The organism is Allobosea sp. P4_H5 (assembly GCF_056400825.1).
In genome coordinates this window covers 489,729-516,519 of sequence record NZ_JBFUKM010000001.1, presented here as the reverse complement: position 1 = coordinate 516,519, position 26,791 = coordinate 489,729, and the positions used below count along the sequence as shown (strand labels likewise).

Genomic DNA, 26,791 nt, shown 5'->3' with positions numbered 1-26,791 from the left:
GAATTGTCGTCCTGTCACCTCGTCGCTACAGCGCTCAATAAACCGTGTTAGACACTTGCGTCGAAACCGGGCCGTCTTCATGCTAAATTCTTGCGGTGAGGACAATGTGGGGAGCGACCGTCCGGATTAGCCGGATACGGCGTTCCCGTGGCGCAAGGCTTTCTATGGCAGTGCTGACTTTCGGGCGTGTGGCTCTGTTCTCGGCCGCGGGCGTGCTCGCCGCGGGCGCGTTTCTTCATTACACGGGCCGTCCCGTTCCCTGGCCGCTCGATCAGGTCCCTTACGGCAAGGTGATCCCTAGCCCGGCCAAGCCGGTCGCGACGGCATCAGCCCCCGCAGCGGGCGGCAACAACCGCTCCGGCCAGGCCAACCGCCCGCCTGTGACGATCGTCACCGCCAAAGTCGAGCGCCGGGCGATGCCGGTGCGGATCGATGCGATCGGCACCGTCCAGGCGATCTCCACCGTCAACATCCGCTCGCGCGTCGACAGCCAGATCATGGCGGTCGAATTCCGGGACGGCGCCATGGTCAACAAGGGCGATGTGCTGTTCCGGCTGGATTCACGCCAACTCGAGGCGCAGTTGCGTCAGGCCGAGGCGAATGTCGCGCGCGACAAGGCTTCGCTTATCGCGGCTGAATCCGATCTGCGCCGGGCCGAAGAGCTCTCCCGGCGCGAAATCGCCACCGACGCGCGGCTGGACACGGCCCGCACGGCTGTGAGTACGCTGCGTGCCGCGATCCGTGGCGGTGAAGCGGCTGTCGACAGCCTGCGCGTCCAGCTCAGCTATTATACGATCAGCGCGCCGGTTTCGGGCCGCGTCGGTGTCGCCGCTCTCAAGGAAGGCAACATCGCCAAGAGCGGCGACAGCTCGGCGATGCTGGCGACGATCAACCAGATCGATCCGATCTATGTCAGCTTCGCCGTGGCGCAGCGCTATCTGCCCGAGATCCGCGAGGCGATGCAGACGAAGACGGCGGTCGTCCAGGCGACCCAGCAGGGCGCCGGCAAAAGCGTCGAAGGCACGATCGCGGTGATCGACAACGCAGTCGATGCGACGACCGGCACGATCCAGATCCGCGCCAGCTTCGACAACCCCGCCGAGACGCTCTGGCCTGGCGCGCTCGGCCAGGTCAGGCTGACGCTGCGGACAGAGCCCGATGCCGTCACCGTGCCGCGCGAGGCCGTCCAGACCGGCCAGAACGGTTCCTATGTCTTCGTGATCGAGAACAATGTCGCCCGCGCTCGGCCGATCGTCGTCGCTCGCAATGTCGACGACCGCGCCGTCATCGCCTCCGGTCTGACCGGTGACGAGACCGTGGTGATCGACGGGCAGCTGCTGCTGACAGAAGGCGCGCGCACGATCGAGCGCGGCCGCGGCGGACAGAGCCCGCCGGCACCCAATCTCACCTCCCAGCGGGGGAGCGCCGGCTGATGAACCTGCCCGAGCTCTGCATCCGTCGCCCGGTCATGACGACCCTCTTGATGGCGACGTTCCTGATCTTCGGGCTGTTCGCCTTCAAGCAGCTGCCGGTCGCGGCGCTGCCCCGGGTCGATTTCCCGACCATCAATGTCAGCGCCCGCCTGCCGGGTGCGAGCCCCGAGACGATGGCCTCCTCGGTCGCGGCGCCGCTGGAGCGCGAGTTCGCCTCGATCTCCGGCATCACCTCGATGTCGTCGGTCTCGCAGCAGGGCTCGACCTCGATCACGCTGCAGTTCGACCTCAATCGCAACATCGACGGCGCCGCGCTCGACGTGCAGGCGGCGCTCAGCGCCACCGTGCGGCGCCTGCCGCCGGAGCTCCCGGCCCCGCCGAGCTTCAGGAAGGTCAACCCGGCCGACCAGCCGGTGCTGTTCATGGTGCTGACCTCGGCGACCAAGCCGCTCTACGAGGTCCACGAGTTCGGCGAGAACATCCTGCAGCAGCAGATCTCGCAGCTTCCGGGCGTCGCCCAGGTCAACATCTTCGGCGCGCAGAAATATGCGGTGCGGGTGCGGGTGAACCCCGACGCCGTCTCGGCCCGCGGCCTCTCCCTCGCCGAAGTCCGCACCGCCATCGCCGCCGCTAATTCGAACTCCCCGGTCGGCACGCTGAACGGCTCCAACCAGCGGCTGACGCTCGGCGCCACCGGCCAGATGGAACGCGCCGGCGAATACGGCAACCTGATCATCTCGCAGAAGAACGGTGTGCCGATCCGGCTCAACGACGTCGCGCAGATCTACGATTCCGTCGAGAACGACCAGACCGGCAGCTGGTATAACGGCCAGCGCTCGATCATGCTGGCGGTCTACCGCCAGTCGGACGCCAACACCGTCCAGGTCGTCGACAGCATCAAGAGTAAGCTCGACGCCTATCGTGCGCAATTGCCGGCGGCGATCGAATTGCACGTCCTCAACGACCGTTCGATCCCGATCCGTGAGGCGGTCGAGGACGTCGAGGTCTCGCTGATGATCGCGATCGCCCTCGTGATCATGGTAATCTTCCTGTTCCTGAAGAGCTTCGCCGCGACGGTGATCCCGACGCTGGCGCTGCCGATCTCCCTGGTCGGCACCTTCGCGATCATGTTCGCGCTGGGCTATTCGCTCGACAACATCTCGCTGCTGGCCCTGACGCTCGCAGTGGGTTTCGTCGTCGACGACGCCATCGTCATGCTGGAGAACATCATCCGGCATATCGAGATGGGCAAGAAGCCGTTCCAGGCAGCGCTCGACGGCTCGCGCGAGATCGGCTTCACCATCCTGTCGATCACCATCTCGCTGGTCGCCGTCTTCATCCCGGTCTTCTTCATGGGCGGCGTGGTCGGCAAGGTCTTCGCCGAATTCGCCGGCACGATCGCGGCGGCGATCATCGTGTCCGGCTTCGTCTCGCTGACGCTGACGCCGATGCTGTGCGCCCGCTTCCTCAAGGCGCATGACCATCACAAGAAGCCGAATATCGTCGAACGCGTGTTCGAAGCCGGCTTCCAGGGCATGCTCTCCGCCTATCGCTGGACGCTGGACCTCGTGCTCAAGGCGCGCGTCCTGATGCTGCTGGTGACGCTCGGCACCGTCTATGTCTCGGTCCAGCTCTATATGGACGTGCCCAAGGGCTTCTTCCCGACCGAGGATACCGGCCTCCTGCGCGGCTCGACGGAAGGCCCGCCCGACACCTCGTTCGAGGCGATGGCGGCGCGCCAGATCCGTCTCGCCGAGATCGTCAAGGCCGATCCTGCGATCGACTACCTGACCTCGAATATCGGCGGCTTCAACGCCACCAATAACGGCTTCATGTTCATCGCGCTGAAGCCGAAGGAGCAGCGCGACAAGGCCGAGGTCGTGATCGCGCGCCTGCGCCGCGCCGTCTCCGAGGTGCCGGGTATTACGGCGGTGTTCCAGCAGGTCCAGAACATCAACCTCAACGCCGGCCGCGCCTCGCGGGCGCAGTACCTCTATTCGCTGCAGGGGCCTGATCTTGGCGCCCTCTTCAACTACGCGCCGCTGATGCAGCAGCGCCTGTCGCAGCTGCCCCAATTGCGCGACGCCAATATCGACCTGCAACTGCGCAACCCGCAGCTCTCGATCGACATCGACCGCGAGCGCGCCGCCAGTCTCGGCATCTCCAGCGACCAGATCCGCCAGGCGCTCGGCAACGCCTTTGGCTCGCGCCAGATCGCGACGATCTTCACGCCATCGACCGACTACCAGGTGATCATGGAGGCCGACCGCGCCTACCAGCAGGACCCGGCGGTGCTGTCACGCCTGATGCTCAAGGCCGCCAACGGCCAGAACGTGCCGCTCGAGACGGTCGCGACGATCAAGCCGAGCGTCGGGCCGCTCGCGGTCAACCGGATCTCGCAGCAGCCGGCGGTGACGATCTCGTTCAATACGGCGCCGGGCGTCTCGCTCGGCGATGCCGTCAACGCGATCCGCGCCGCCGAGCGCGACATCAACCTGCCCGCCTCGATCGTCACCAGCTTCGCCGGCTCAGCCCAGCTCTTCCAGGATGCGTTGAAGGGCCAGGGCCTGCTGATCTTTGCGGCGATCCTGGTGATCTACATCATCCTCGGCATCCTCTACGAGAGCTTCATCCACCCGATCACGATCCTGTCCGGCCTGCCCTCTGCGGGCCTGGGCGCCCTCCTCGCACTGCAGTACTTCCACATGGACCTGTCGGTGATCGCGATCATCGGCATCCTGATGCTGGTCGGCATCGTCAAGAAGAACGCGATCATGATGGTCGACTTCGCGATCGAGCGCCGCAAGATGGGCGACGACGCGCTGACGGCGATCCGCGATGCGGCGCTGGTGCGTTTCCGACCGATCATGATGACGAGTTTTGCCGCGATCTTCGGCGTGTTGCCGATCGCACTTGGGGCTGGTGCCGGCGCGGAGCTGCGCCAGCCGCTCGGCATTGCCGTGGTCGGTGGCCTCGTCGTCTCGCAATTGCTGACGCTCTACATCACGCCGGTCGTCTACTTCTATCTCGACAAGGTCGACAGCTTCATCTCCGGCCGCGGTCGCGGCGAACGGGAAGAAGCGGCGTCGGTGCCGGGTGCAATCCCGGTCGCGATCCCGCAGGCCGTGCACCGCCAGCAGGATTGAAAGAGCGTTCAACTTCATCCTCGGCCATCCCGGACAAGCGGCGCAGCTGCGCCGATCCGGGATCCATTCCGGAGCCTTTCCGAATAAGGTTCCGGAATGGGTCCCGGGTCTCCCTTCGGTCGCCCGGGACGACCTGCGCCTTTTCGGTGTTAACGATGACGCCGGCTTTGCGGTGACGGCTGCTGTGCGGCCGTTGAGTCTTAACGAAAAGTAAACTAAACCAAACCTGCGGCGGACAATGAACTAGCGAGCGATGGAGATATCGCGGTGCTTCGTGTCCGTAATGTCGATTGCCTGCGTTCCGATCCTGTCCCGCCGACCGGTTCCAGCTCCTCGACAAAGGTGAATTCGGCTTTGCGCGGTCGCAGCAGCGGCCTGCGTCTGATCGCCATGACCGGTGTCGGGCTCGCGCTCGGCGCGAGTGGCACGATCCTGACCGTCTCGCTGGTCCAGGCCGAGGACGATGCCGGCATCCGCGCCTTCTATCGTGAGGAGGCTGTCCGCCGGGCCGAGCGCGTGCCGGCACGGGCCGCCTACGCCTCCGTTCCTGTGTCGGCCTATGCCCCGGCCCGCCAGACCTGGTCCGTGCCCTTCTTCCAGCAGGCCCGCCCGGATGGGCGCCTTGCACCACCGCCGGTCGAGCTCAATCCGTTCAAGCCGGTCCAGGCGGCGCGAAAGCAGGTGCAGCAGAAGCCGAAGCTGCCGGCGATCCGCTACGACACGGTGTCCGGCGCGGCTGATGTGACACGCACCATCTGCGTGCGCCTCTGCGACGGCTTCCAGGCGCCGATCGGCCATCTGCGCAGCCAGTCCGATCTCAAGGCGCATGAGGCGCTCTGCCAGGCCGCCAACCCCGGCGTGCCGGTCAAGGTCTTCAAGGTCGCGGCCGGCGCCGCGACGATCGACGATGCCGTGGCGAATGATGGCAAAACCTATCGCCACCTGCCGATGGCCTATGCCTATGAGCGCGGCGCCGATCCGGCCTGCCGCCCCGCCATCGCGACCGCGAAGGATCGCCGCGTCTCGCTGCTGCGCGACTTCACCTTGCGGCCGGGCGACAGCATCGTGCTCGACGGACGGGTGCGGACCTTCACCGGCGGCAAATGGCCCTACAACACCGCTGATTTTCGCGATTTCCGCGGTGCGCCCGACCTGACTGCCAGCGACCGCCGCAAGATCGACGAGAAGGTCGGCGTCTCGCATCGGGAAGCGCAGCTCCGCGCCTTGCGCCGGCAGATGCGGGTGCGCGAGGCCAGCCTGCACGACGACAGCTATGCCAGCGACGCCGATGCGCTCGGCCTGCGTGGCGTGCTCACCCCGCGTGATCCGATTGCCAATCCGGCGCGCGTCGTGCTGCAGACGCCGTTTTCGCGAAACTGAATGGCATTGAGATAATTATCCTAGGCTTTCTGCCCTAGGATAATTCACCCAAATCCCGCCGAAAGACCGATGGACGGCAGGCGGGCCTTCCGGCACATTCGCTGCGTTGCAGCATGGAGCCGAGCATGACGACCAAGACGCCGCGCCAGTTCTTCCGCCCGCTGGCGATCGGCGCGCCCGAGCCCTATCGCGAGCTGCCGCTGCGGCTGGAGCGGATGATCCATTTCGTGCCGCCGCATCTGGAGAAGGTGCGTGTCAAGGTTCCCGAGCTCGCCGGCCAGGTCGACATCGTGCTCGGCAATCTCGAGGATGCGATCCCGGTCGAGGCCAAGCAGGCGGCGCGCGACGGCTTCATCGAGCTGGCGAAGGCCACCGATTTCGGCGCAACCGGCCTGTGGACCCGCGTCAATGCGCTGAACTCGCCGTGGTTCCTCGACGACATCGCCGCGATCATGTCCGAGATCGGCGGCAAGCTCGACGTCGTCATGGTGCCGAAGGTCGAGGGGCCCTGGGACATCCATTATGTCGACCAGTTGCTGGCGCAGTACGAGGCGCGACACGCTTTGCCCAAGCCGATCCTGATCCACGCCATCCTTGAGACCGCCGAGGGCGTGAAGAACGTCGATGCGATCGCCACGGCTTCCCCGCGCATGCACGGCATGAGCCTTGGCCCGGCGGACCTCGCCGCCTCACGCGCAATGAAGACGACCCGCGTCGGCGGCGGCCACCCCGAATACAAGGTCATTGCCGATCCTGCGCCCGATGGTGGCTCGCGCGCGATCGCACAGCAGGATCTTTGGCATTACACCCTCGCGAAGATGGTCGATGCCTGTGCTTCGGCCGGCTTGAAGCCCTTCTATGGCCCGTTCGGCGATTTCTCGGATGGAGCCGCCTGCGAGGCGCAGTTCCGCAACGCCTTCCTGCTCGGCTGCGCCGGCGCCTGGACGCTGCATCCCTCGCAGATCGAGATCGCCAAGCGCGTCTTCAGCCCCGATCCGGACGAGGTTTCCTTCGCCAGACGCATCCTGGAGGCGATGCCGGACGGCTCGGGGGCAGTGATGATCGACGGCAAGATGCAGGACGACGCGACCTGGAAGCAGGCCAAGGTCATCGTCGACCTGGCGCGGCAGGTTGCGGCCCGCGATCCCGCGCTGGCGGCGCGCTACGGCTTCTGAAAAAGCCTTGGCCGCGACATCCGCGGATATTGACGCATTTGCGACGTAATCCTACGTCAAGCGCAGGGTCGCGGCGACATCGGCTGTGACGGGCCGGGTTTGGGCTGAACGAGGATCATGGAATCACGCACGGCGAAATTCCGCATCGGCGACGTTGTGCGCCATCGCGTTTACCCGTTTCGGGGCGTGATTTTCGATGTCGATCCGGTGTTCTCGAATTCGGACGAGTGGTGGCTGGCTATCCCGGAGCACCTGCGCCCGTCCAAGGACCAGCCCTTCTATCACCTCTTCGCCGAGAACGAGGAAACCGAGTACGTCGCCTATGTCTCGGAACAAAACCTCGTGATCGACGAGTCGGGCCAGCCGATCCGTCATCCGCAGGCACGCGAATATTTCCGGCGCGACCGCAAGGGCAAGTACCGGCTCGACAAGGCCGAGCTGAACTGATCCGCCAGCCTTCCAATCGACATGCAGCGTGCTGACGAAGGAGTAGTTTCGTGAGCACCAGCCATGCCGACATCGTCATTCTCGGCGGCGGCCATAATGGCCTCGTCTGCGCCTTCTATCTCGCCAGGGCCGGGCTGAAGGTCACCGTGCTGGAGCGGCGCGCCGTCGTCGGCGGCGCGGCAGTCACCGAGGAGTTCCACCCCGGTTTCCGCAATTCCACCGCGAGCTACACCGTCAGCCTGCTCAATCCGCGCATCATCGCGGAGATGGAGTTGGCACGGCACGGACTGCGCATCGTCGAGCGGCGCATGGCGAACTTCCTGCCGCTGCCGGATGGGCGCTATCTCGCCGCCGGCGAGGGGCGCACGGAAGCGGAGGTGGCAAAATTCTCCGCCCGCGACGCGGAGCGGCTATCGGCCTACGGCGAGCGGCTGGAGCGGATCGCCGCCATGCTGCGCGATCTCGTGCTGCAGGCGCCGCCCAATATCGGTGATGGCGGCTGGCTTGCCGCCTTGCCCCAGATGCTGGACGCGGCCGCGCTCGGGCGGCGCATCGCCGGATTCGACCAGTCCGCCCGGCGCGATCTCCTCGACCTCTTCACCAAATCGGCCGGCGACTGGCTCGACGGCTGGTTCGAAAGCGATCCGGTCAAGGCGCTGTTCGGCTTCGACAGCGTGGTCGGCAACTATGCCAGCCCCTATACGCCCGGCTCGGCCTATGTGCTGCTGCATCACGTCTTCGGCGAGGTCAACGGCAAGCGCGGCGCCTGGGGCCATGCGCTCGGCGGCATGGGCGCGATCACCCAGGCAATGGCACGGGCCTGCGTGGAACAGGGCGTCGAGATCAGGCTGGAGACGCCGGTCGCGCAAGTCCTGACCGAGAAAGGCCGGGTCGCCGGTGCCGTGACCGAGCAGGGCGATGTGGTGAGGGCGCGCGCTGTGGTGTCCAACCTGCACCCGCGCCTGCTGTTCGAGCGGTTCGTCGATCCGGCGATCGTTCCCGCCGACTTCAGCGAGCGCATCCGCCGCTATGCCTCCGGCTCCGGCACCTTCCGGATGAATCTGGCGCTGTCGGAACTGCCGCGCTTCGCCTGCCTGCCCGAACCGGGCGACCATCACACCGCCGGCATCATCATCGCGCCGTCGCTTTCCTATATGGACCGGGCCCATGCGCAGGCGCGGCTGTCGGGCTGGTCGAGCGAGCCGATCGTCGAGATGCTGATCCCGTCGACGCTGGATGACAGCCTCGCCCTGCCCGGCCGGCATGTCGCGAGCCTGTTCTGCCAGCATGTCGCGCCACAGCTGCCGAACGGCGAGAGCTGGGACACGCATCGCGATACGGTGGCCGATCTGATGATCGACACCGTGGATCGCTACGCTCCGGGGTTCCGTGCGTCCGTGATCGGCCGGCTGGCGCTGGCGCCGAGCGATCTGGAGGCGCGTTTCGGACTGGTCGGCGGCGATATCTTCCATGGCCGTCTGACGCTCGACCAGCTCTTCAGCGCCCGCCCAGTGCTCGGCCATGCCGATTATCGCATGCCGGTGCCGGGCCTCTATCTCTGCGGCTCCGGCGCCCATCCGGGCGGCGGCGTCACCGGCGCGCCGGGGCACAATGCGGCCCGCTCCGTGCTCGCCGACCTGAAGCCCCAGCGCTTCAGGCTGCGACCACAGCGAGCTTGACCGAACTCATCCTCAGGGATTGCCGCCGACGCGTTCGGCCTGCGGGAAGCGTACGCCGAAGGCCCCTTCCCGCTCGGGCGGCAGTCGCACCAGCAGGTCGAGCGTGCCGTCCTCCGCATCCTCGCGCTCGAGGATCTCGCCATTAGCGTGCAGCCAGGCCAGGGACTTGCCGTCGCCCGGTTCCAGCGTGAGCCGATAGACCGGCCGCGTGCGTGCGATGCGCCGCTCGATCGCATCGGTCAGCCGCTCCATGCCCTCGCCGGTCAAGGCGGAGACCAGAACCGGCCGCGAGGCGCCGGGCCTGAGCTCGGTCAGCGCCGCCTGGCGCTCGCGCTCGTCGCCCGAAAGCAGGTCGGCCTTGTTCCAGACCTCGATGACACGGTCGCCATCCTCCGGGTCGATGCCGAGATCGCGCAGGATGCCCTGGACGTCGGCGGCCTGAGCCTGCGTGTCCTCATGCGAGACGTCGCGGACATGCAGCAGCACATCGGCCTCGATCGCATCTTCCAGCGTAGCGCGGAAGGCGGCGACGAGCTGCGTCGGCAGGTCGGAGATGAAGCCCACCGTGTCGGAGAGCATGATCCTGGCGCCATGCGGCAGCTTCAGCGCCCGCGCCGTCGGGTCGAGCGTGGCGAAGAGCATGTCCTGCGCCAGCACCTGCGCCGAAGTCAGCCGGTTGAACAGGGTCGACTTGCCGGCATTGGTGTAGCCGACCAGCGCGACGACCGGATAAGGCACGCGCTTGCGGCTGGCGCGATGCAGCGAGCGGGTGCGCTTCACGCTGTCGAGATCGCGCTCGATCTTGGTCATCCGCTCCTGGATGATGCGCCGGTCGGCCTCGATCTGGGTCTCACCGGGGCCGCCGAGGAAGCCGAAGCCGCCGCGCTGGCGCTCCAGGTGGGTCCAGGACCTGACCAGGCGGCTCTTCTGATAGTTGAGATGGGCGAGCTCGACCTGCAGCGCGCCTTCGCGCGTGCGGGCGCGCCGGCCGAAGATCTCGAGGATGAGGCCGGTGCGGTCGATGACCTTGCAGCCGAATGCCTTTTCGAGATTGCGCTGCTGCACCGGCGACAGGGCGCAGTCCATCACGACGAGGCCGATTTCCTCGATCTTGATGCGCTCGGCGAGCTCCTCGACCTTGCCCTTGCCGAGATAGGTCGCGGGCCGCAGCGCCGTCAGCACCACGGGGATCGCCTCGACGATCTGGAGATCGATGGCGCCGGCGAGGCCGAAGGCCTCGTCCAGCCGCGCCGCGTGGCTGCGCTGGTTCTCGTCGCCTGCGGCGGCCCGGCTGGCGGCATGGCGCGCTAGATAGGGACCGATCACAAATGCGCGAGTATCCGCGGCCAAGGCATGCTCGGCCGCGTCGATCGAAATCCCGATTGCGTTTCCGCTGCCCGTCGTCGAGCTGCCGGCCTTGCCGCCCACGGTCAGGCCTTGTCCGTTTCCTCGGGCTCGAACAGCTGCACCGGATGGCCCGGCATGATCGTCGAGATCGCGTGCTTGTAGACGAGCTGCGAATGCCCGTCGCGGCGCAGCAGCACGCAGAAATTATCGAACCAGGTGACGACGCCCTGCAGTTTGACGCCGTTCACGAGAAAGATGGTGAGGGGAATCTTCTGCTTGCGGACGTGGTTGAGAAAGGTGTCCTGGAGATTTTGAGCCCGTTCGGCGGCCATGGGTAATCCCTGTTGTTGGGATCGCAATCGGCTTGCCCTTGCGATCCAGATCGTTCCGTTCGGCTTCGGCGCCAATCGCCGGGCCGTCGGAACACCGACACTCCATTAGATCGCGACCCGGCAAGAACGCGCAAGGGTTGCGGAACGCCAATTTCGGCCAACCGCCTTGCGTGCAGTGCAACACGGCGGCCGGATTTCAGCCCACTCCAAGCGATTTCAGCTTACGGTGCAGGGCTGAACGCTCCATGCCGATGAACTCCGCCGTGCGTGAGATGTTTCCGGAGAAGCGGGCGATCTGCGCCATCAGATATTCGCGCTCGAAGATCTCGCGGGCATCGCGCAGCGGCAGGCTCATCAGCTTCTCGCCGCCCGAGCCGGAGGGCGTCGTCGGCACCATGGCGCCGACCTCGGCCGGCAGCATGTCGACCGTGATCTCCGCCGTCGGCTCGCCCTTGGTCAGGATCATCAGCCGTTCGACATTGTTGCGCAGCTCGCGGACATTGCCCGGCCATTCATGCGATTGCAGGATCGCCATGGCGTCGCCGCCGATCCGCCGCTTGGGCAGGCCGGACGCGACCGAGATCTGGTCCATGAAGAACTCGATCAGCTCGGGGACGTCCTCGCGCCGTTCCGACAGGGCCGGCACGCGGATCGGCACTACGCCGAGCCGGTGATAGAGGTCCTCGCGCAACTGGCCGTCGGCGATCAGCTTGGCGAGGTCGCGGCTGCTGGAAGAGATGATCCGGACGTCGACATGGACGCGGGTCGCCCCGCCGACGCGCTGGAAGTTCTGGTCGACCAGCACGCGCAGGATGCGGTTCTGCGTCTCGCGCGGCATGTCGCCGATCTCGTCGATGTAGAGCGTGCCGCCATGGGCCTCCTCGAGGGCGCCGACGCGGCGCGAGCGCCCGTCGCCGCCCTCGATGCCGAACAGCTCTTCTTCCATGGTCTCGGGCGTGATCGTCGCGGCATTGATCACGACGAAGGGGCCAGCCGAGCGGGTCGAAGCGTCGTGCAGGGTGCGCGCGGTCAGCTCCTTGCCGCAGCCCGGCTCGCCGGTGATCAGCACGCGGGCATTGGTCGGCGCGACGCGCTCCAGCGTCTGGCGCAGCTGGTTGACTGCGGTCGAGCGGCCGACGATGCGGCTGGCCTGGACCGAGCGGGTCTTGAGCTCGCGCACCTCGCGCCTGAGGCGCGAGGCTTCCAGGGCCCGCTCGGCGACGAGCACGAGCCGGTCGGCCTTGAACGGCTTCTCGATGAAGTCGTAGGCACCGCTCTTGATCGCCGAGACGGCGGTCTCGATGTTGCCGTGGCCGGAGATCATCACCACCGCAAGGTCGGGATGGCCCTCCTTGATCAGCTCCAGCACCTGCAAGCCGTCGAGCCGGCTGCCCTGCAGCCAGATGTCGAGGAAGACGAGATTGGGTCGCCGTGCCGCGATCGCGGCCAGCGCCTCGTCGGCGGAGCCCGCCTTGCGCGTCCGATAGCCCTCGTCCTCCAGGAGGCCGGCCACCAGTTCGCGAATATCGACCTCGTCGTCGACGACGAGAATGTCAGCACTCATGCCTTCGTCCCGTTTACTTGTCGTGCGGCGGAATTTGCCGTGATCTTGCCTGTTTCCGGCCTGTCTTCGTCGGCGGGCGGCGGTCCGGTCTCGATGAACCAGAGCCTGATCCGGGCGCCGCGGGCGCCGTCGGGGCGGTCGAGCAATTCGATGCCACCGCCATGGTCCTCGAGGATCTTGCCGACGATGGCGAGGCCGAGCCCGGTGCCGCCGTCACGGGTGGTCATGTAGGGCTCGAGCAGCTTCTGGCGCTGGTCCGCCGGCAGGCCCTTGCCGTTGTCGAGGATGTCGATGACGATCCGGCCGTCCTGTGTCCGTTCGAAACCGATCTCGATGCGGCCCTTGCCGCGCTCCTCGGCGGGTACGGCCTGGATCGCCTCGGTCGCGTTCTTGATGACGTTGGTCAGGGCCTGCGAGATCAGGCGCCGGTCGAAATGCGCCAGAACCGGCACCTCCGGCAGGTTGTCGGTGATGTCGATCTCGGGATTGCCGACCCGCATCAGGAAGGTGACCTGCCTTGCCGTCTCGATGATGTCGTCCCGTGCCGGCGAGGGCTTGGGCATGCGGGCGAAGGAGGAGAACTCGTCGACCATGCGGCGGATGTCCTCGACCTGGCGCACGATCGTCGCCGTGCACTGGTCGAAGATCTCCTTGTCGTCGACGATGACGCGGCCGAACTTGCGCCGGATGCGCTCGGCCGAGAGCTGGATCGGCGTCAGCGGGTTCTTGATCTCATGGGCGATGCGGCGGGCGACGTCGGCCCAGGCGGCGGTGCGCTGCGCCGAGACGAGATCGGTGATGTCGTCGAGCGTCACGACCAGCCCTGCACCCGCCCCCTCGCCTTCGCGCGTTGCCCGGATGTTGAGCATGCGCTCGCGGCCGCCACGGGTGATCGCCGCCTGGCTGGAGCTCAGGCGCTGGCGATTGCTGAGGGCCTCGGAGACGAAGCCCGCGATCTCGGGAACGACGCGTGCGACCGGCTCGCCGAGCAGCCGACCGCCGGAGCCGAGCAGGGCCTCGGCCGAGCGGTTGCTGAGGGTGATGTGCCCGTCCTCGTCGATGCCGAGCACGCCCGAGGAGACGCCGGAGAGCACCGTCTCGGTGAAGCGCCTGCGCCGGTCGATCACTTCGCTTGCCGTGACCAGGCCGTCGCGCTGGCGGCGCAGTTCGGCGGTCATCTTGTTGAAGGTCTCGCCGAGATGGGCGAGATCCCCCTCCGCTCGTCGTATCGGCACCTGGACGTAGAAATTGCCGCTGGAGACCTGGTCGGTCGCGTGGATCATCCGCCGGATCGGGGCGACCAGGCCATTGGCGAAGTTGAGGCCGAGCCAGATCGCCGAGAGCAGCAGGATCACCGAGATCAGCGCGTACATCGAGGCGAAGGCGACCTGCACGCCCTTCCGGCGCGCGTCGATGCCGAGATATTCGACCACGGCGCCGCGGGCGACGGCCGGGAACTCGACGGCGAGCGGATCGACCTCGCGGGCGACATAGAGGAAGGCGCCGTCATAGCTCGGCAGCTTCATCAGCGCGCCGAAGACCCGCCCCTCCGACGGCAACACGCAGATCGGCTCAGGCGAGCTCTGCGCATCGTCGAATGCGTCGGCATTCGGCTTGTGAGGGTCGCGCAGCACGTCGATATTGGCGCGGACGACGACGGTGTCCGGCGGCTTCATGATCCAGACCACCGGCAGGCCGAGCGCCGTGGCACGCGCCGTCAGAAAGGTCTCGAACCAGCGCCGATCGGCGTCGTAGGCGGTCTTCGCCCGCCCGAGGTCGTCGGCGAGCAGCCTGATCTCGCGGCCGAGCGAACGGCATTGCCCGGTTGTGTAGGCGTCGGCGACCTCGACGGATTTGAAGATCACGTCGCGCATCCGGTCGGAAAACCAGGGCTCGAGGCCACGCTCCAGCGTCGCGGTCGCGATGATCGCGACGAGCACCGCCGGCAATGCAGCAACGATGCTGAACAGACTGACGATCCGCACATGCAGGCCGGCTGCTGCGACACCCTTGCGCCTGGCACGGATCAACACCGCCGCTTCGAAGGCGACGATAATCAGCAGGAGCAGGATCAGCAGGCCGTTGATGATGAAGACGCCGACCACGACCTCGTGGACGGGTGCGACCGGCGTCGCGCCCGAAAGCACGAGGAAGGTGGTGAGCGCCGAGACCAGCGCGAAGCCGACGACGAGCGCGCCGAGCCAGCCCGAGACCCGGCGTGGCGGGTCGTCGCTCCGGGGCGTCATGCGCATGTCGCCGGTCGAGGTGGTCAAGACGGGATCTGAGCTCCATTGCCACGGCGTTCCGTCACCGGAACCGCCGCACAGCGCACTGATGCGCCGCCGCAACGGTGTTGTCAAAATATGACAGATGCAAGGCAGCCACAGTGGCGGCCAGAGCCGGATCCGATCAGGCTTATTCAACCTGATCGGTGAATCCGTCTCTTACCTTGAGTTTTGAGACCGCTTTATCGATCAGCTTGCGGCGCAAGCTGATCGGAACGGGCTCTAGCGCGGCGAGCGCACCACCTGCATGTCGAGCTCGCGGATCTTCTTGCGCAGAGTGTTGCGATTGAGCCCCAGCAGCTCCGCGGCGCGAATCTGGTTGCCGCGCGTTGCAGCCAGGGCGGCGGCGATCAGGGGCGGCTCGATCTCGCGCAGGATGCGGTGATAGAGGCCGGGCGGCGGGATCTGGTCGCCGAAACCGCCGAAATACTGGCCGAGATGGCGCTCGACCGAGCCCGACAGGGTTTCCGCCCGCTCCGGCGCGCTGCTGCTGCTCCCGGCTTGCAGAGGGGCGCCGGTCGCCGGCTGCAACTCGGCTTCGACGATCGGCGCCGTGATCGTCTCCTGCGGATAGAGCGCGGCCAGACGCCGCACCAGATTCTCCAGCTCGCGGACATTACCCGGCCAGCGATAGCGCCGCAGCACGTCCATCGCTTCCGAATCGATCTGCTTGCGTGGCAGTCCCTCTTTCTCGACCATCGCGAAGAAATGGCGGACGAGATCCGGAATGTCCTCGACGCGCTCGCGCAGCGGCGGCAGGCGGATCGGCACGACATTGAGGCGGAAGAACAGGTCCTCGCGGAACAGCCCGTGCGCGATCGAGATGCGCAGGTCCTTGTTGGTCGCGGCGACGATGCGGACATTGGTCTTGATCGGGGTGCGGCCGCCGACGGTGGTGTATTCGCCCTGCTGCAGCACGCGCAGCAGGCGCGTCTGCGCCTCCATCGGCATATCGCCGATCTCGTCGAGGAAGAGCGTGCCGCCCTCGGCCTGCTCGAAGCGGCCGGAGGAGCGGGTCAGCGCTCCGGTGAAGGCGCCCTTCTCGTGGCCGAACAGCTCCGATTCGATCAGGTCCTTCGGGATCGCCGCCATGTTGATCGCGACGAAGGGGCCGTTGCGGCGCTTGCCGTAGTCGTGCAGGGCGCGGGCGACCAGCTCCTTGCCGGTGCCGGACTCGCCGTTGATCATCACGGTGAGGTCAATCGGCATCAGCCGCGCCAGAGCGCGGTAGACGTCCTGCATCGCCGGCGAGCGGCCGACCAGCGGGATGTCCTCGGGCTCGGCGGCATGGCTGCGCGGCGCATCGCCGCGCGGCCGCGACAGCGCTCGTCCAACGATGGCGACGAGTTCCTTCAGGTCGAAGGGCTTGGGCAGGTATTCATAGGCGCCGCGCTCGGAAGCCTTGATCGCGGTCATGAAGGTGTTCTGCGCGCTCATCACGATGATCGGCAGCTCGGGCCGGACCCGCTTGATGCGCGGCAGGAGATCGAAGGCGTTGCCGTCCGGCATCACGACGTCGGTGATGATGAGATCACCGAGGCCCTGTGCCGCCCAGGTCCAGAGCGTCGCCGCCTGGCCGGTAGTGCGGACCTCGTAACCGGCGCGGGCGAGCGCCTGATTGAGGACGGTGCGGATCGCGGCGTCGTCGTCGGCGATGAGGATGTTACCCGTCGGCATGCGCTTTTTCCGTGTCCTACTCGTCTTTTCACCCGGCCTGAGACGGTTTCGCCTCGTGCAGGGGCAATCGAATGCGGAATGTCGTGCGTCGCGGCACGGACTCGCATTCGACGATTCCACCGTGATCGCCGATCACCTTGGCGACGAGTGCAAGTCCAAGGCCACTTCCCTGCGCCTTGGTGGTGACGAAGGGATCGAACAGGAGCTGGTGCAGGTCGGGCGGCACGCCAGGCCCGTTGTCGCGGACGCCGATCTCGAGCGGCAGGGCGAGCCGGGCACCGGAACCAGGCGCCTGCATGCGGATGCCCGGACGATAGGCTGTGGTCAGCGTGATCTCGCCGTCCATGGCATCCTGGCCGATCGCCTCGGCCGCGTTCTTGACCAGGTTGAGCAGCACCTGGACGAGTTGGTCGCGATTGCCGGCGACCGGAGGCAGCGACGGATCGTAGGCTTCGCTGAAGCGGATGTGTCGGGCGAAGCCCGACTGCGCCAGCCGCTTCACATGGTCGAGCACGTCATGGACGTTGACCGGCCCGCGCTCGCTCGGACGCTCGTCGCCGAACAATTCGACGCGCTCGACCAGCTTCACGATCCGATCGGCCTCGTCGCAGATCAACTGCGTCAGCAGGCGATCCTCGTCGCCGACCGAAGCCTCGAGCAATTGCGCCGCACCGCGGATGCCCGAGAGCGGGTTCTTGATCTCATGCGCCAGCATGGCGCCGAGCGCCGTGATTGAGCGGGCTGCCCCTCTATGCGTCAATTGCCTGTCCATTTTTTCGGCAATTGTCCGTTCTTGCAGCAGAAGCACTACGGCATCGGGCTGGCTGGGCAGCAATGAGGCAAAAACGTCGACGATCCGGTCGAGGCCGAGCCGGGGTGAGGCGAGCTCGAGCCGATACTCGCTGACGCTGGCGCCGCGGCGCTGCACCTCTTCGACCAGTCCCAGGACCGGGGAGCCGAAGGCGACGAGGTCATCGAGGCGCTGGCGCTTCAGGACAAGCGCGCTGGCCTGGAAAAAATCTTCGGCAGCGGTGTTGGCGTAGAGAATGCCATGCCGCTCCCCGATCACCAGCACGGGCATGGGCAGGACGTTCAGTGCCTGGATTTCGAGCAGGTCGGACAAAGGATCGCGCCGCCCCTCCACACCGTCGTTGAACATCGCCATCGTCATATGCGGACTTTCGTGATCAGGCGGCGGCGCCGAGGCGGTCGCTTGAGAATAATTGCCCGAGCGCAGCGATTGCGCGCGCGGGTTCAGTGGTGGTGAGCAGCTCGCGGCGGGCACTCTCGTCGGGCTCCAGCCCGCTGGCGAGCGCTTCGTCGGCATAGGCAGCAAGGTGCTTGCGGGCATGACGGACGCCGGATTCGCGCCCCATCAGCGACAGCAGGCCCTCATAATGCTCGCGGGCGATGTCGTGCTTGGCGGCGAGCGAAATCTCCACCGGCTCGCGGCCAGAGAGCTCGGCGCCGATCGCGCCGGGCAGCCAGGGGCGGCCCATCGCAGCGCGACCGACCATGACATAGTCGGCGCCCGACCGTTCCAGGCAGGATCGCGCCTGCGCCGATGTCGCGATGTCGCCATTGGCGACCAGCGGGAACGCGCCTGCTGCGCGCACCAGGCGGATCGCGGCCCAGTCGGCCTGCCCCTTGTAGAATTGCTGCCGCGTGCGGCCATGAACGGTGATCGCAGCCGCGCCGGCGACGACAGCCCGGCGCGCCAGCTCCGGCGCGTTGCGGCTGGCATCGTCCCAGCCGAGCCGCATCTTGACCGTGACCGGCACCTTCACCGCCGCGACGACGGCCTCGACCAGGCCGACGGCATGGTCGAGATCGCGCATCAGCGCCGAGCCGGCCCAGCCGCCGACGACGCGCTTGGCCGGGCAGCCCATATTGATGTCGACGATCTCTGCGCCAGAGGCCTCGGCGACCTGCGCGGCTTCGGCGAGCCAGTGCGCCTCGCAGCCGGCGAGCTGGACGACATGCGGCGTGACGCCGGCGCCCTCGGCCCGCAGCCGCGCCTCCTCGCTGCCGCGGACGAGCTCGTCCGACGCGACCATCTCGGACACCACGAGCCCGGCGCCGAAGCGCGCGGCGATCCGGCGCATAGCGAGATCGGTCACGCCCGACATTGGCGCGAGGAAAGCGCGCGAGACCGGCAGCAGCCCGCCGATCGACCCTTTGCGCTCGCCCGAATTTGAGGCAGTTTCCATTCTGCCGATTTATTGGACAAATGGTGCGCCGCGCAAGAGAATTTCACGCCATGTTGCAATGCAATATCGACATGCGTGGAGACGGATTATCATGTCGCTTTCCGCTTCGACGTGCTGATGACTTGGCGGCAGGCCTTTGCCGTCCTATCAGCGAGGCCCCATAATCTGGACCCAAGAGGATCGATGACACCGGCCGTCGCAGCCCTGATCGTTGCCGCCGGGCGCGGCCTGCGCGCCGGAGCCGAGGCTCCGAAGCAATACCGACGGCTCGGCGGCCTGCCTGTGCTGTGCCGCACGCTCGAGCCCTTCCTGGCGGACAGCCGGATCGTCACCGCGCTGGTGGTGATCGGAGCGGGTGACGCCGCGCGCTACGACTATGCGATCAACCATCTTCCGGAGGCGGCCCGTGCCCGGCTGACTGCACCGATCGAAGGCGGCGAGACCCGGCAGGATTCGGTTCGCGCAGGGCTGGAGGCGCTCGCAGCCGCCGGGTTCGCGGGCAGCGTGCTCGTGCATGATGCTGCCCGCCCCTTCGTTTCATTAGCCCTGATCGAGCTGGCACTGGCGGCGAGCGCAGAGCACACCGCCGCGATCCCGGCCCTCGCGGTCACCGATACCGTCAAGCGCGTTGACACATCAGGCCTGATCGAAGAGACCCTACCGCGCGAGCAGCTCGTTTCGGTGCAGACGCCGCAAGCCTTCGCCTTCCAGCCGCTCCTCGCCGCGCACCGGGCCGCCCATGCCGCCGGAGCCGGCGGCTTCACCGACGATTCCGCCATCATGGAATGGGCCGGCCACCGGGTCGCGACCTTCGCCGGAGATCCGATGAACCTGAAGCTGACTTATCCCGGCGATTTCGAGCTGGCCGAGCAGCGCCTCGCCCGCCCGCTCGTCACCCGCACCGGCACCGGCTATGACGTCCACGCCTTCACCGACGGCGACCATGTCTGGCTCGGCGGCATGCGCATCCCGCACAGCCGCGGCGTCACGGCCCATTCCGACGGCGACGTCGCCCTGCACGCGCTCACCGATGCCGTGCTGGGCGCCCTGGCCGATGGCGATATCGGCAGCCATTTCCCGCCGAGCGATCCGCAATGGCGCGGCGCCTCCTCGGACCGTTTCCTTGCCTTCGCCGCGGAACGCGTCCGGCAGCGCGGCGGGCGGATCGATCATCTCGACCTGACCATCGTCTGCGAGGGCCCGAAGGTCGGCCCGCATCGCGATGCCATCCGTGCTCGCATCGCCGAGATCGCGGGCCTGCGCCTCGACCAGGTCGGCACCAAGGCGACGACCTCGGAGCGTCTCGGCTTCACCGGGCGTGGCGAGGGCCTCGCCGCACTCGCCACCGCGACGATCCGCCTGCCGGAACCGGAGTGAGGCCATGTTCGATCTCGATATCCGTTCGCTGGCCGCCGAATTGCTGAACATCTCGCGCGAGCGCGGCATCACTGTCGCGACGGTCGAATCCTGCACGGGCGGACTGGTTGCGGGCGCTCTGACAGCGATCTCCGGCTCATCCAGCATGGTGCTCGGCGGCCTCGTGACCTACTCCAACGAGGCGAAGACGGTGCTGGCCGGCGTCCCGGCCGAGCTGATCCGCCAGCATGGCGCGGTCAGCGAGCCGGTCGCGCGCGCCATGGCGGAAGGCGGCCGCGAGCGGCTGTCATCGCGGCTCGCCGTCTCGATCACCGGCATCGCCGGTCCGGACGGCGGCAGCGAGGCGAAGCCGGTCGGGCTGGTGCATTTCGCCTGCGCCGACGGGGCACGGACGCTGCATCGCGAGAAGCGCTTCGGCGCGAAGGGACGCGACGAAATCAGGCGCCTCAGCGTGCTGGAGGCGCTCGATCTGCTGCGCGAAGCCGCGCTGACGGCAGAGTAGGCCGCGGCTTCTATTTCAGCGAAAACTGCCGCCAGATGGCTCCGACGACGTCGGCATAGTCGTCGCTCCAGGGGCGGGTCGTTCCCGGGCCGACCTGTTGCTTCCATGTCCTTACGGCCGGGCCAGGGTCGACGCCCGGACGCAGGACGAGGGCGACCTCTGGTGCAGTCTTCATCGCCCGCAGATCCTCGGCCGTGCGGACGGGCTTGTTGAGCCAGGTTGCGAGCCCCTGTGCGGCGGCGGTCGCGGTCACAACGGAAGCGAGCTCCATGTTCCGGTTCGAAATGTGCAGGAGCACGGCACCATCCGGCTTGAGCTTGCGCATATAGAGCGCCAGCGCCTCGCCGGTGAGCAAATGGACAGGGATCGCATCGGAGGAGAAGGCATCGACGACGATCAGGTCGAGCGATCCGTCACGCGCATCGCCGAGTGTCAGCCGCGCATCGCCGATCACGAAGGTCGGTGCGGGCGCGCAGGCGCTGAAGAAGCCAAAGCGCGCCGGATCGGTCGCAATCCTGATCACGGCCGGATCGATCTCGTAGAAGCGCCAGTCCTCGCCGGTGCGGACCTGGCAGGCGAGCGAGCCGGTGCCGACACCGACGGCCGCGACCGCGGCAAGCGTGCCTCCCCTCGCCTGGCGAACGGAGGCGATCCCGTCAGCGATGCCGCCGCCGGTGAAATAATAGGTCAGCGGCTCGGGGCGCCCGGACACCGGCGTGCCGTCGTCCTGGCGCAGGCGCTGCGCACCGTGGACCGTGCTGCCGTGGCTGAGCACGCGGAAGCGGCCATCCTGGATTTCGGTAATGCGATGGATGCCGAAGAACGAGCGAACCGAGTCCGTTCGCACCATTTCGCGCGCGACCAGGCTCACGCTCGCGAGAGCTGCGACGGAGGCGAGCGCAACGCTCTGCCAGCGCCGCAACCGGATCGAGGTGAAGCCCGGACGGCAGAGCATGCCCGCCACCACCAGAAGCGGGTATTCGGCGACCGAATTGAACAGCAAGGGCGCCAGCAACGCGGCGAACACCCCGCCCAGCACGCCGCCGAGCGACATCCAGAGATAGAAGCCCGTCAGCCCGGCCGCGGATGGCCGCAGCCGCGCCAGCTCGCCATGCGCGACCATCGCCGTGACGAACAGGATGGCGAGGTGGAGGACGATCTCACCGCCCCAGCCCAGGCGCAGATGAAGCATCGTCGCGGCCATATAGCAAAGGACAAGCAGCAGCTGCGCATTCAACATCCAGCCATGGCGCAGCAGCGGCTTGCGCTGGAAGACGATGACGAAGGTCAGCAGGAAGAGCGCCAGCGGAGCGACCCAGAGCAGCGGGCCTGACGCGACGTCGGTCGAGATGTGAGCGGTCACTGCGACCAGCAGGCCCGATGGCACGAAGGCCAGGAAAAGCCAGTGCAGCTTGCGGCTGGCCGGGACGGGCTCTGCGACAAGCAGTGTCGTGTCGAGCCCGCTCGCCGAGCGCCCGACGCATAATCCGGCGCAGGCCGTGATACCGGCGAGCAGCAGGCCAAAGCCCCACGCCCAGGCCGAGGCCTGTGTCGCCAGCCTCAGCGTCGGCTCGACCGCGAATGGATAGGCGAGCAAAGCCAGGAAGCTGCCGATATTGGAGGCGGCATAGAGAAAATAGGGATCGCGGGCATGGGCATGCCCGGTGCGCGCGAACCAGGCCTGCAGCAACGGCCCGTTCGCGGAGACCGCGAAGAACGGCAAGCCGACCGACGCGGTGAAGAGCAGCAGAAGCCAGGCGAATTCGCCTCGTTGCGGCGGGCGTTCGAAGCCTGCAGCAATGCCGATCGGCAGCGAGGTCGCCACGACGACGATCATCAGGGCGATGTGGATCAAGGCGGCGCGCCGTACGCTGAAGCGGCTGACCAGCCAGTGCGCATAGGCATAGCCGGCGAGCAGCATGGCCTGGAAGAAGACCATGGCCGTCGACCAGACGGCCGGCGAACCGCCAAGCCTTGGCAGCACCATCTTGGCGAACATCGGCTGGATGCCGAAGAGCAGGAAGGCGGACAGGAAGATCGTGCCGGCGAAGACCGGCAACACCGCGCTCATCCGACGCGCCCCGACACCGGCACGCGTCTGCACCACTGGAGCTTCCATGCCTTCCCCCTGCCGGAACGAGGGAACAATGGTGCAGGCCGCTTAAAACTAGGTGAGCGCCGCCGGGCTGCTGCCGTAGATCGCGTCGGCACGCTTCTCGAAGGCTTCGGCGAACTTGTGGAAGGCCTTGTCGAACATCGCCCCCATCAGCAGGCCGAGCATGCGGCTGGCGAACTCATAGGAGATGAAGAAGCCGACCTCGCAGCCCTTATCGTGCGGCTTGAAGCTCCAGCGGTTCTCCAGATAGCGGAACGGCCCGTCGACATATTCGACCAGGATCTTAAAGTTTGTCGGGTCCAGCGTGACCCGGCTGGTGAAGGTCTCGCGGATCGCCTTGTAGCCGACGGTCATGTCGGCGAGCACCACCTCGCCACCGCCGTCGCGCGGCGTGCGCCGGCGAACCGTCAGCCCCTCGCAGAGCGGCAGGAATTGCGGGTATTTCTCGACATCCGCCACGAGCGCATACATCTCTGCGGGCGAATGCTTCACCCGGCGGGTGCTGTTGAACATCGGCATGGATATGGGCCGATCAATTACCGAGCTTGGCCGCGCGTGCTGCCCGCAGCTTGGCGAAGTCCTCGCCGGCATGGTGCGAGGAGCGCGTCAGCGGCGTCGAGGAGACCATCAGGAAGCCCTTCACATAGGCGATGGTCTCGAAGCTCTTGAACTCGTCCGGCGTGACGAAGCGGATGACCGCGTGGTGCTTGCGCGAGGGGGCCAGGTACTGGCCGATGGTGATGAAATCGACCTCGGCCGAGCGCAGGTCGTCCATCAGCTGCAGGACCTCGTTCCGCTCCTCGCCGAGGCCGACCATGATGCCGGACTTGGTGAAGATGGTCGGGTCGAGTTCCTTGACCTGCTGCAACAGCCGCAGCGAGTGGAAATAGCGGGCGCCGGGACGCACCTTCAGGTACTTGCCGGGGACCGTCTCGAGATTGTGGTTGAAGACGTCGGGCTTGGCCGCGACGACGACTTCGAGCGCGCCGGGCTTGCGCAGGAAGTCCGGCGTCAGGATCTCGATCGTCGTGCCGGGCGAAGCCTCGCGGATGGCGCGGATGACGCGGGCGAAATGCTCGGCGCCGCCATCCTTGAGATCGTCGCGGTCGACCGAGGTGATCACGACATGCTCGAGGCCGAGCTTGGCGACGGCATCGGCGACCTTGCGCGGCTCGTCATGATCGAGTGCCTCGGGCACGCCGGTCTTGACGTTGCAGAAGGCACAGGCGCGCGTGCAGGTGTCGCCCATGATCATGAAGGTGGCGTGCTTCTTCTCCCAGCACTCGCCGATATTGGGGCAGCCCGCCTCCTCACAGACGGTGACGAGCTTCTCGGCCTTCACGATCTTCTGGGTCTCGGCCCATTTCGGCGAGCCCGGGGCCTTCACGCGAATCCAGTCCGGCTTGCGCAGGATCGGGTTCTCCGGCCGTTTCTGCTTTTCCGGGTGGCGCAGCTCCGGCTTCACCTCGGATTTCGGGTTGCCGGCATTGGGGCGCGGATCGCGGTTGAGAAGGTCGAGCACGACGGCCATGGACGGGTCCGCTTCCTGCTGCCGCCACGACGGGCAGCCACTCCCGTCTAGCTAATGCCGAAGCGCCGCTCGGGCAACCCGCGCGAGATGGGACTCAGTTGCGCACCGCGCGCCAGACCACGATCAGCAGGCAGGCGCCGGCGATCGCCGCGACAAGAGTCCGCCAGAAGCCGAAGATCGGGATGTCCAGCAGTTCGGCGATGCGGCTGCCGACGAAGGAGCCGGCGACGCCAACGATCATGTTGGTGAAGAGGCCATGATCCGACGAGGTGACGCGCTCGGCGATCCAGCCGGCGATGATGCCGATCAGCAGCGTCATGAAGAAGCCATAGCCCGGCGTGCCGAGCGCAGCGTAGATCTGGTCGTTCATGGCAATCCCCCTGCCCTCGAAAACCGGCCCTCCGGCCGCCAACCACAACGCGCTGAACGCGGCCTGGTTCCGTCACGCAATGAAGCGCGCCAGCAGCACCACCAGGATTGCGCCGATCACCGCCATCGCCATCGAGTCGAGGAAGCGGTAGCCGGTGCTCGCCCGCCAGCCGGTGACCCGCACGATGCCCTGGCCGACCAGCATGCCGAGCAGGCCGACCACGGCATGGCGCAGGAAGCCGCCACCACCGACGACCAGGCTGGCGATGAAGCCCGCGGCCGTGCCGAAGGCGACCGGCGGCAGGAGGCGATGCCAGTCGAGCGTCGGACCTCGCCGCGGCGGCAGGATCTCGATCTTCTCGTCGGGCACGATCTTGTCGGGCCTGGCGGATTTGCGGGCACGGCTCATCGGCCGGATATGGCTTGCACCATCGACAAATGCCAGCGCCCGCCGATCAGGCAACCAGCCGGGCGAGAAAGACCACGACAATCGCCCCGATCGTCGCGGTGACGATCTGCGAAATCAACGGATTGCCGATGCCGAGACTGATGCCAAGGAACTGCAGCAGGAAGCTGCCGACGAAAGCACCGATCAGGCCGGTGATGATGTAGCGGATCAGGCCGCCGCCACCCATGACGATGCTGGCGAGCCAGCCGGCGACGGCGCCGATGGCGATGGCGACGAGAACGGCACGAAGGTCCATGGCGATCCTCCCGAAACAATGACGGGAGGATCGCTGAGCTTATGTGAAGCGGATGTGAACGCTCAGGCGTTCAGCACCTTGCCGTAAGCGTCGAGCACGGCCTCCTTCATCGTCTCCGACAGGGTCGGATGCGGGAAGATGGTGTGCATCAGCTCTTCCTCGGTGGTCTCGAGGTTCATCGCGACCACGAAGCCCTGGATCAGTTCGGTGACCTCGGCGCCGACCATATGGGCGCCGAGCAGCTTGCCGGTCTTGGCGTCGAAGATCGTCTTGACCATGCCGCTGTCTTCGCCGAGCGCCACGGCCTTGCCGTTGGCGACGAAGTTGAAGCGACCGACCTTGAGCTGCAGCCCAGCCTCCTTGGCTTTCGCTTCGGTCAGACCCACGCTGGCGATCTGCGGGTGGCAATAGGTGCAGCCCGGGATCATCGCCTTGTCCATCGGGTGCGGGTGCAGGCCCTTGATCGCCTCGACGCAGATCACCGCCTCGTGCTCGGCCTTGTGCGCCAGCATCGGCGGGCCGGCGACGTCGCCGATCGCGTAGATGCCCTTCACATTGGTGCGGCAGAACCCGTCGATCGCGATCACGCCGCGGTCGAGCTTCACGCCGAGCGCCTCCAGGCCGAGATTCTCAACATTGGCGACAACGCCGACCGCCGAGATCATCCGCTCGGCGGTAATCGTCTGCTTGTTGCCCTTGTCGTCCTCGATATGGGCGGTGACCGAGTTCGCCCCCTTCTCGACCTTGGTGACCTTGGTCGAGGTCAGGATCTTCATGCCCTGCTTCTCGAAGGCTTTTCGCGCGAAGGCGCCGATCTCGGCATCCTCGACCGGAACGACCTGCGGCATCACCTCGACCACCGTCACCTCGGCGCCGAGCGTGCGGTAGAACGAGGCGAACTCGATGCCGATCGCGCCCGAGCCCATCACCACCAGCGATTTCGGCATGGTCGGCGGCACCAGCGCCTCGAAATAGGTCCAGATCAGCTTGCCGTCCGGCTCCAGCCCCGGCAGCGAACGCGGACGGGCGCCGGTCGCGACGATGATATGGTCGGCGGTATAGGTACCCTCGCCCTTGGCGCCTTTCGGCACCGGCCCCTGCGGCTGCATCGCCGGCTTCTTGGTCGGCGCGACCACGATGGTGTTGGCCTTGGTGAGCTTGGCCTCGCCCCAGATCACGTCGACCTTGTTCTTTTTCATCAGGAACTGGACGCCGTTGTTCATCCTGACCGCGATGCCGCGCGAGCGCTTCACCACGGCCTCCAGATCGGCCTTGAACGAGCCCTCCAGCGTCAGCCCGTAATCCTTGGCGTGCTGGCCGTAATGCAGGATCTCGGCCGAGCGCAGCAGCGCCTTGGTCGGGATGCAGCCCCAGTTCGAGCAGATGCCGGCGAGGTGCTCGCGCTCGACGATCGCGGTCTTGAAGCCGAGCTGCGCCGCGCGGATCGCCGCGACATAGCCGCCGGGGCCGGAGCCGATGATGATGATGTCGTAGTCAGCCATGGGAAATGCCTCGGC

The 26,791-nt window shown here is 66.8% G+C and carries 22 protein-coding genes; 8 read left to right on the top strand and 14 right to left on the bottom strand.

All coding sequences use genetic code 11. From position 1 onward, the window contains the following. The first annotated feature begins 164 nt into the window (after positions 1-164). From AC1DS0_RS02475 to AC1DS0_RS02450, 6 genes are all read left to right on the top strand, one after another. Positions 165-1,433: an efflux RND transporter periplasmic adaptor subunit gene (locus AC1DS0_RS02475; protein ID WP_476812795.1), complete on the top strand. Its 1,269-nt coding sequence runs from the start codon at positions 165-167 to the stop codon at positions 1,431-1,433. Beyond that, the gene (locus tag AC1DS0_RS02470) at positions 1,433-4,579 is read left to right on the top strand and encodes an efflux RND transporter permease subunit (protein ID WP_476812794.1); all 3,147 of its coding nucleotides are present in this window, start codon (positions 1,433-1,435) and stop codon (positions 4,577-4,579) included. The genes AC1DS0_RS02475 and AC1DS0_RS02470 overlap by 1 nt, the downstream gene beginning before the upstream one ends. 267 nt (positions 4,580-4,846) lie before the next feature. After that, positions 4,847-5,959 carry a DUF2865 domain-containing protein gene (locus AC1DS0_RS02465; RefSeq protein ID WP_476812793.1) on the top strand — a complete coding sequence of 371 codons (1,113 nt, stop codon included), beginning with the start codon at positions 4,847-4,849 and terminating at the stop codon, positions 5,957-5,959. Positions 5,960-6,084: 125 nt separating this feature from the next. Continuing rightward, positions 6,085-7,134 (top strand): HpcH/HpaI aldolase/citrate lyase family protein, encoded by a 1,050-nt coding sequence (locus AC1DS0_RS02460; RefSeq protein WP_476812792.1) that lies wholly within the window; start codon positions 6,085-6,087, stop codon positions 7,132-7,134. A 117-nt stretch (positions 7,135-7,251) separates the two neighbouring features. Next, complete coding sequence (gene hspQ, locus AC1DS0_RS02455) at positions 7,252-7,581, top strand: heat shock protein HspQ (RefSeq protein WP_091829030.1); 330 nt, start codon at positions 7,252-7,254, stop codon at positions 7,579-7,581. 50 nt (positions 7,582-7,631) lie between these two features. After that, positions 7,632-9,260: a phytoene desaturase family protein gene (locus AC1DS0_RS02450; protein WP_476812791.1), complete on the top strand. Its 1,629-nt coding sequence runs from the start codon at positions 7,632-7,634 to the stop codon at positions 9,258-9,260. A 12-nt stretch (positions 9,261-9,272) separates the two neighbouring features. Here AC1DS0_RS02450 and hflX read toward each other — a convergent pair whose 3' ends face one another. The 7 genes from hflX to dusB form a co-directional block, all read right to left on the bottom strand. After that, complete coding sequence (hflX, locus tag AC1DS0_RS02445) at positions 9,273-10,643, bottom strand: GTPase HflX (RefSeq protein ID WP_476813077.1); 1,371 nt, start codon at positions 10,641-10,643, stop codon at positions 9,273-9,275. A 47-nt stretch (positions 10,644-10,690) separates the two neighbouring features. Beyond that, complete coding sequence (gene hfq / locus AC1DS0_RS02440; RefSeq protein WP_069880868.1) at positions 10,691-10,939, bottom strand: RNA chaperone Hfq; 249 nt, start codon at positions 10,937-10,939, stop codon at positions 10,691-10,693. A gap of 196 nt (positions 10,940-11,135) precedes the next feature. Then, positions 11,136-12,503 carry a nitrogen assimilation response regulator NtrX gene (gene ntrX, locus AC1DS0_RS02435; protein WP_152014706.1) on the bottom strand — a complete coding sequence of 456 codons (1,368 nt, stop codon included), beginning with the start codon at positions 12,501-12,503 and terminating at the stop codon, positions 11,136-11,138. Then, positions 12,500-14,776, bottom strand: a complete 2,277-nt coding sequence (locus AC1DS0_RS02430) for a sensor histidine kinase NtrY-like (RefSeq protein ID WP_476812790.1) — start codon at positions 14,774-14,776, stop codon at positions 12,500-12,502. The genes ntrX and AC1DS0_RS02430 overlap by 4 nt, the downstream gene beginning before the upstream one ends. Positions 14,777-15,010: 234 nt before the next feature. After that, positions 15,011-16,465: a nitrogen regulation protein NR(I) gene (gene ntrC, locus AC1DS0_RS02425; protein ID WP_476812789.1), complete on the bottom strand. Its 1,455-nt coding sequence runs from the start codon at positions 16,463-16,465 to the stop codon at positions 15,011-15,013. A 28-nt stretch (positions 16,466-16,493) separates the two neighbouring features. Next, positions 16,494-17,546 carry a two-component system sensor histidine kinase NtrB gene (locus tag AC1DS0_RS02420; protein WP_476813076.1) on the bottom strand — a complete coding sequence of 351 codons (1,053 nt, stop codon included), beginning with the start codon at positions 17,544-17,546 and terminating at the stop codon, positions 16,494-16,496. Between the two features lie 106 nt (positions 17,547-17,652). Next, positions 17,653-18,675 (bottom strand): tRNA dihydrouridine synthase DusB, encoded by a 1,023-nt coding sequence (gene dusB / locus AC1DS0_RS02415; protein WP_476812788.1) that lies wholly within the window; start codon positions 18,673-18,675, stop codon positions 17,653-17,655. Between the two features lie 183 nt (positions 18,676-18,858). Here dusB and AC1DS0_RS02410 point away from each other — a divergent pair, with 183 nt between their 5' ends. After that, the gene (locus tag AC1DS0_RS02410) at positions 18,859-20,052 is read left to right on the top strand and encodes a bifunctional 2-C-methyl-D-erythritol 4-phosphate cytidylyltransferase/2-C-methyl-D-erythritol 2,4-cyclodiphosphate synthase (RefSeq protein WP_476812787.1); all 1,194 of its coding nucleotides are present in this window, start codon (positions 18,859-18,861) and stop codon (positions 20,050-20,052) included. 4 nt (positions 20,053-20,056) lie between these two features. Then, on the top strand, positions 20,057-20,554 hold the full coding sequence (locus AC1DS0_RS02405) for a CinA family protein (protein WP_476812786.1): 498 nt from the start codon (positions 20,057-20,059) through the stop codon (positions 20,552-20,554). 10 nt (positions 20,555-20,564) lie between these two features. Here AC1DS0_RS02405 and AC1DS0_RS02400 read toward each other — a convergent pair whose 3' ends face one another. The 7 genes from AC1DS0_RS02400 to lpdA all read right to left on the bottom strand — a co-directional run bounded on the left by AC1DS0_RS02400 (position 20,565) and on the right by lpdA (position 26,776). Next, positions 20,565-22,673: a fused MFS/spermidine synthase gene (locus AC1DS0_RS02400; protein WP_476812785.1), complete on the bottom strand. Its 2,109-nt coding sequence runs from the start codon at positions 22,671-22,673 to the stop codon at positions 20,565-20,567. Positions 22,674-22,721: 48 nt separating this feature from the next. After that, positions 22,722-23,189, bottom strand: coding sequence for a type II toxin-antitoxin system RatA family toxin (locus AC1DS0_RS02395; protein ID WP_476812784.1), 468 nt, complete (start codon positions 23,187-23,189; stop codon positions 22,722-22,724). Between the two features lie 13 nt (positions 23,190-23,202). Further along, entirely contained in the window at positions 23,203-24,201 is a 999-nt protein-coding gene (gene lipA / locus AC1DS0_RS02390) for a lipoyl synthase (protein WP_152014700.1), read from the bottom strand. Between the two features lie 94 nt (positions 24,202-24,295). Next, positions 24,296-24,571, bottom strand: coding sequence for a GlsB/YeaQ/YmgE family stress response membrane protein (locus tag AC1DS0_RS02385; protein ID WP_476812783.1), 276 nt, complete (start codon positions 24,569-24,571; stop codon positions 24,296-24,298). Positions 24,572-24,643: 72 nt separating this feature from the next. Continuing rightward, positions 24,644-24,979, bottom strand: coding sequence for a GlsB/YeaQ/YmgE family stress response membrane protein (locus tag AC1DS0_RS02380; protein WP_476812782.1), 336 nt, complete (start codon positions 24,977-24,979; stop codon positions 24,644-24,646). Positions 24,980-25,025: 46 nt separating this feature from the next. Then, positions 25,026-25,274 (bottom strand): GlsB/YeaQ/YmgE family stress response membrane protein, encoded by a 249-nt coding sequence (locus AC1DS0_RS02375; RefSeq protein ID WP_152014697.1) that lies wholly within the window; start codon positions 25,272-25,274, stop codon positions 25,026-25,028. 62 nt (positions 25,275-25,336) lie between these two features. Then, the gene (gene lpdA / locus AC1DS0_RS02370; protein ID WP_476812781.1) at positions 25,337-26,776 is read right to left on the bottom strand and encodes a dihydrolipoyl dehydrogenase; all 1,440 of its coding nucleotides are present in this window, start codon (positions 26,774-26,776) and stop codon (positions 25,337-25,339) included. Between the last annotated feature and the right edge of the window lie 15 nt (positions 26,777-26,791).

Coding starts and splice junctions, on each gene's coding strand:
- lpdA (WP_476812781.1), bottom strand. CDS start 26,776: ATGGCTGACTACGACATCATCATCATCGGCTCCGGCCCCGGCGGCTAT.
- ntrX (WP_152014706.1), bottom strand. CDS start 12,503: ATGAGTGCTGACATTCTCGTCGTCGACGACGAGGTCGATATTCGCGAA.
- AC1DS0_RS02410 (WP_476812787.1), top strand. CDS start 18,859: ATGACACCGGCCGTCGCAGCCCTGATCGTTGCCGCCGGGCGCGGCCTG.
- AC1DS0_RS02400 (WP_476812785.1), bottom strand. CDS start 22,673: ATGGAAGCTCCAGTGGTGCAGACGCGTGCCGGTGTCGGGGCGCGTCGG.
- lipA (WP_152014700.1), bottom strand. CDS start 24,201: ATGGCCGTCGTGCTCGACCTTCTCAACCGCGATCCGCGCCCCAATGCC.
- AC1DS0_RS02395 (WP_476812784.1), bottom strand. CDS start 23,189: ATGCCGATGTTCAACAGCACCCGCCGGGTGAAGCATTCGCCCGCAGAG.
- dusB (WP_476812788.1), bottom strand. CDS start 18,675: ATGGAAACTGCCTCAAATTCGGGCGAGCGCAAAGGGTCGATCGGCGGG.
- hspQ (WP_091829030.1), top strand. CDS start 7,252: ATGGAATCACGCACGGCGAAATTCCGCATCGGCGACGTTGTGCGCCAT.
- AC1DS0_RS02475 (WP_476812795.1), top strand. CDS start 165: ATGGCAGTGCTGACTTTCGGGCGTGTGGCTCTGTTCTCGGCCGCGGGC.
- hfq (WP_069880868.1), bottom strand. CDS start 10,939: ATGGCCGCCGAACGGGCTCAAAATCTCCAGGACACCTTTCTCAACCAC.
- AC1DS0_RS02470 (WP_476812794.1), top strand. CDS start 1,433: ATGAACCTGCCCGAGCTCTGCATCCGTCGCCCGGTCATGACGACCCTC.
- ntrC (WP_476812789.1), bottom strand. CDS start 16,465: ATGCCGACGGGTAACATCCTCATCGCCGACGACGACGCCGCGATCCGC.
- AC1DS0_RS02375 (WP_152014697.1), bottom strand. CDS start 25,274: ATGGACCTTCGTGCCGTTCTCGTCGCCATCGCCATCGGCGCCGTCGCC.
- AC1DS0_RS02405 (WP_476812786.1), top strand. CDS start 20,057: ATGTTCGATCTCGATATCCGTTCGCTGGCCGCCGAATTGCTGAACATC.
- AC1DS0_RS02420 (WP_476813076.1), bottom strand. CDS start 17,546: ATGCCCGTGCTGGTGATCGGGGAGCGGCATGGCATTCTCTACGCCAAC.
- AC1DS0_RS02460 (WP_476812792.1), top strand. CDS start 6,085: ATGACGACCAAGACGCCGCGCCAGTTCTTCCGCCCGCTGGCGATCGGC.
- AC1DS0_RS02385 (WP_476812783.1), bottom strand. CDS start 24,571: ATGAACGACCAGATCTACGCTGCGCTCGGCACGCCGGGCTATGGCTTC.
- AC1DS0_RS02380 (WP_476812782.1), bottom strand. CDS start 24,979: ATGAGCCGTGCCCGCAAATCCGCCAGGCCCGACAAGATCGTGCCCGAC.